Here is a 4,326-nt window from a genome sequence, read left to right as displayed (position 1 = left end):
TGTTTGATGAGGGGTAGGTTGAGGGGTAAAATCATAGATAAAAAACAAGCCCTTGTAAAAACAAGGGCTTATTTAAATATTTGGCGGAAGCGGTGACAGTCCAATCAGAGTAATAAGTTCTTAATATTTAATAATAATAAAATTTCATACTTAATTTTTTACTACTATTTTTACTACATTATGTTTTCTTTGTTTCTACTTGTTTCAACACTACATCTCATATATTTACACATATTTGAGTTCGATTCCAATTATACAATAAATCAGTTTTCGAACTCTCATAAACCTGCCTTTTACAGCAATCACTCACCACCATCAAAATACCAATAAACCTCACCCCAATCCATGTGAGGGAGTGTTGGTAAAATCTCACCTTGGTTAAAGTAAGGGCGTGTTTCAGGTTGTGCTGGCGTAGTCCAATAGCCAGTTTTGCTACACTTTTCTCCACCTTTTACTTTAATCCTTTCAATCTCAGGCTCAGTGGTATCTTGCTTCCCTTGTGATCGTGCAAAATCCACTAAATCTTTAGGGTAGAATTGATGATCTCGATAGCTTGTATCATCAATACCCAATAACCATGTCACAGCAGCAGCTTCCCATGACCAATAACCAAAAAATGAAAAACCCTCATTAATATCAGTTTGAGGATGTTGATCATAGTAGGGTTCACGACGGCTGGCTTCATACCAGTCTTCTAAATACTGTAAAATTAAAGCAGACCTATGCTCAGGTTCAGCATTAAATACTTTAATTAGTTTTCGATAAGGTAAATGGCGTCTTGCTTCATTGGGTGGCGTCCCTCTATCTGCTACAAAAGGCGCAATCAAACGTTCTATCAGTCCATCTTTCTCTTGTCCTTCAGGGCTTGCTTCTGTGTAATCAATGATGAGCATTATGCGATCCATTTGATCTGCATAACCTGTTAATAAACCTAAGCAAATTAAACGCAAAGCGATATACCAATAATCCTCAGTGCCTAAAGAAATATGCCAGACATAGCGCCCACCAGCATCAGAGCTTAAGTTGTAAAGATGACTGGATTCAGCATATTCTTCAGTCCAATGCAGTAAATATGGATATAACTCTTGAATAAAAGTGATATCCCCACCTGCTGAATATTGTAGAGACATTAAATTTAGTACATCTTGTAAACGTTGATGACCAGCAGATATTATTTTCCCAACTTTGGCATTTGCTTTATGTTTCGGCTTTGTTGCACAAAGATTTGAAATGCAAAGCGCCCCTAATTGAGCCAAATTTAAGGCGTAACTTGGGTAAGTGGGCGACCTAATTCCGTAAATCTGTTAAGGACTGCTACACGTGCATGGATCTCATTCACTTGGCTATCAAAACTCCTTGCACTGAGTTTATCTCCTAATAATTTGATGCAATGCATCTTAGTTTCAACCAAACTTCGCCGATGATAGCCTGACCATTTTTTCCATAGTGTCCTACCTAAACGTTTAATTGTTCGAAGTAATTCATTTCGCTCTAGCGAGCTACTCTTTGTATCTTTCCATGGTTTCGCATTTTTTCTAGGTGGAATCACCGCATGTGCTTGCCGATCTGCAATGACCTGACGGCATTGCTTGGTGTCATAAGCTCCATCGGTATAAACAGAGTCAATCTGCTCATCTTGTGGAATCTGATTAAGTAAATCACCAAGCACCTGTGAATCACAGACATTATTGGTTGTGAGCTGAATAGCGCGTATTTGTAGGGTTTTGGCATCTATACCAATATGTAGTTTACGCCATTGGCGACGATATTCAGCTCCATGTTTCTTGCGTTTCCATTCGCCCTCACCTAGAAACTTCATGCCTGTAGAGTCCATGAGTAGATGCAGCCCATCGCTACTTTTTTGGTAGCTGATTACAATATCAATATGCTTTTGTCTTCTACAAAGCGTGGTGTAATCTGGAGCTATCCAATTTAATCCGCAAAGTTTAATCAGACTTTGCACAAAGCCTGTGACCATACGTAAAGACAGACGGAATAAGGATTTAATCATTAAGCAGCATTGGATGGCTGCGTCGGAGTAGGTTTGATTTCGCCCTTGTTTGCCTTTTGATGGAGCATACCATTGCGTAGCAGGATCAAACCAAATGGCAATATTTCCGCGACTCATGAGTGCTCGGTTATATGCGGGCCAATTGGTTGTGCGGTAGATTTTGTGTGCAGGCTTCTTCATTTGAAAATTATATCGCTGAAAAACCCTTTACAGATAGGTTTGTGCAACAAAGCCGTATCAATTTATAAAATCGTTTCACAATTATTTTTCCTTTATTCGGTTTACGTTCTTGAATGTTAAACAGCACCAAGTCAGCTTGTGTCTTAACTGGGTACTGGGTCTTCACAGAGGTAATATGTATTTGAAATTTCTTTATTTTGATTAAGTATTCCCTGCTATAAATGCTGGAAATTGAGCAAGAATACTTGTGGCGGTTGCTTGATCAACATTTAAAGCGCTACTGATCTGAAAGAAATGGCTTCGTGCTGTTTCAACTTCAAAATTCCTTTTTTCCATCAAGACCAACACTTCCTCAAGCAGGCTGTGACATAGTTGGGGTGGCAGGCTGTTTTGAATCGCAGTGACTTCATCAAGGAGGTCAAAAAAATTAAACTGCTGATCTTGTTGCATCAATCGTTCTAGAAATGCCTGATCTTGTGGATGGACAAATTCACGATCGAATAACTGACGCATCAACGCCCTCACCTGATTGCTCCACTCACCTCGCCAGCCCAGTAATAAATAGGCATACAGTTTGATGATCGGTTGTAGGTTTGGGATCGTTGTGGGTTGGCTTTGTTGATATTGTTGCTGTGTAGATGCAGATGACAATGAATTAGTCTGTGTTTTATAAAGCGCACAATATTGGTTTAGGAAATCTGCCAATAGCCTTAACCCCGCTTTTTCGGGCTGAGCCAAGGTCACTTTAACTGTGCCATTGATCACTAACTGTTTACTGAGCATTCCCATCGCATAACCCACTGAAGTGATTGCTTTCATCGGATAGACATTTGCATTGGCAAAGGCTTCCTTGAAATAGATGCCTTGTGTGGTGAGACACAATCCATTCTTGCCATGACCAAATACCGTTTCATCCACCAAGATCAATACCTGTTCAGGTTTGGTTTGGGGAGGCAAATAACTCATTGCTCCCAGAATCTTATTCATAGGAATTTGGGGTGCTAGGAAAATAGCAGGATCAGCCTGTAATAAATCTAACTGCGGGAACTGTTGTTTAAATTGATTAAAGTCCATCATTATTTTGCTCTTCATCTTTGTGATTGCACTTAGTTCGATGCAACCAATTGCCAGCCTGTCTCTGAATCATAAGGACGTAAATCAATGACCTGATTTTTGAGGAAGGATTGCTTATATTCATCATCAAAGCGTTCAACCGTGATCTGACAGCGATAGATGTCGTACTTGGCACTGGTGCCTTCTTGACCTGCAAATAAATTGCCGACCTGACATTGCTGTAACTTGATCTGGATCACTGAGGCATCTTGAGCATGTAATAGCTGAAGCACCGCATCTGCTTTGGGAAGTTCAGTTGGCATGTCTTTGCTGCCACATCCATACAGGCTGCCAAGTAACAACAGACTGCACAGGAGTTGGATATTTCGAACGGATTTATGTTTAAAGAGCTCAAACATTTACAGTGCCCCCTCGATATCACTTGCCCCAGCATTTAAGCTGAGTTGTGTCCGTTCTTCTTCAGTTGGTAGTCGAACTTCGAGTTCAGGCTCAGCTTGTTGCTGTTCAGGATTACGGTAATGCTTAAGCCCAAACTGGAAAGGCAGTTTTTGTTGGAGTGGGTATGGCTGTTCAGCATTGAGATTCTTATTTGACTCATCTGCATTTAATGGTCGGGTGGTCAAATACAGTTGTGACGGATTAATCGTTGCAAGGCGTAGATAGCGATCATCATTGTTGTTGTGCTGATAGAGGATGGCTTGTTCTAAAACCAATTGCCCTTGCTGCATACTCAAGATAAAACCAAGATAATTCCGCTTATCTCGTTCATCTCGTAGATTGCCTAAAATGATTTCAGCATCCTTGGGCGAAGCACTAAATACTAGATTGAGCTTGGATACGGTCGAATCGTAGTAGCCCGCAGTGTTGGTACTGGATGCCTGTATGTGCATGAGTTGCCGATCCGCATCATATTGGGCTGAATCTTCACTGGATGGACTAAGTACATTGATCGCAATTGGGTAAGCCAAATAATTTAAGGCATCCTCCAATCGTCCAAGGTCAACATTGAGATTGGCTGTGGCTTTTTTTAAAGTGGCTTGTTCTGCCTGAATCCGTTGCTG

General features: G+C 40.7%; 3 protein-coding genes and 2 pseudogenes. All 5 read right to left on the bottom strand.

The window, feature by feature from the left end; translation table 11 throughout:
* Positions 1-302 precede the first annotated feature (302 nt).
* Positions 303-1,181, bottom strand: a pseudogene (locus F909_RS19680) (PoNe immunity protein domain-containing protein); the annotation flags it as partial.
* A gap of 77 nt (positions 1,182-1,258) precedes the next feature.
* Positions 1,259-2,191 (bottom strand): IS5 family transposase, encoded by a 933-nt coding sequence (locus tag F909_RS19685; RefSeq protein ID WP_081401891.1) that lies wholly within the window; start codon positions 2,189-2,191, stop codon positions 1,259-1,261.
* Between the two features lie 201 nt (positions 2,192-2,392).
* Positions 2,393-3,268: a hypothetical protein gene (locus F909_RS19690; RefSeq protein ID WP_005144775.1), complete on the bottom strand. Its 876-nt coding sequence runs from the start codon at positions 3,266-3,268 to the stop codon at positions 2,393-2,395.
* Between the two features lie 29 nt (positions 3,269-3,297).
* Positions 3,298-3,663, bottom strand: a complete 366-nt coding sequence (locus tag F909_RS19695; protein WP_005144774.1) for a hypothetical protein — start codon at positions 3,661-3,663, stop codon at positions 3,298-3,300.
* Positions 3,664-4,326: pseudogene (locus F909_RS19700) on the bottom strand (hypothetical protein); the annotation flags it as partial.

It is taken from the genome of Acinetobacter sp. ANC 3929, assembly GCF_000369405.1.
Lineage (GTDB): Bacteria > Pseudomonadota > Gammaproteobacteria > Pseudomonadales > Moraxellaceae > Acinetobacter.
Note: the sequence above shows the minus strand (reverse complement) of the source record. Positions and strands in the feature narration are given on the sequence as shown.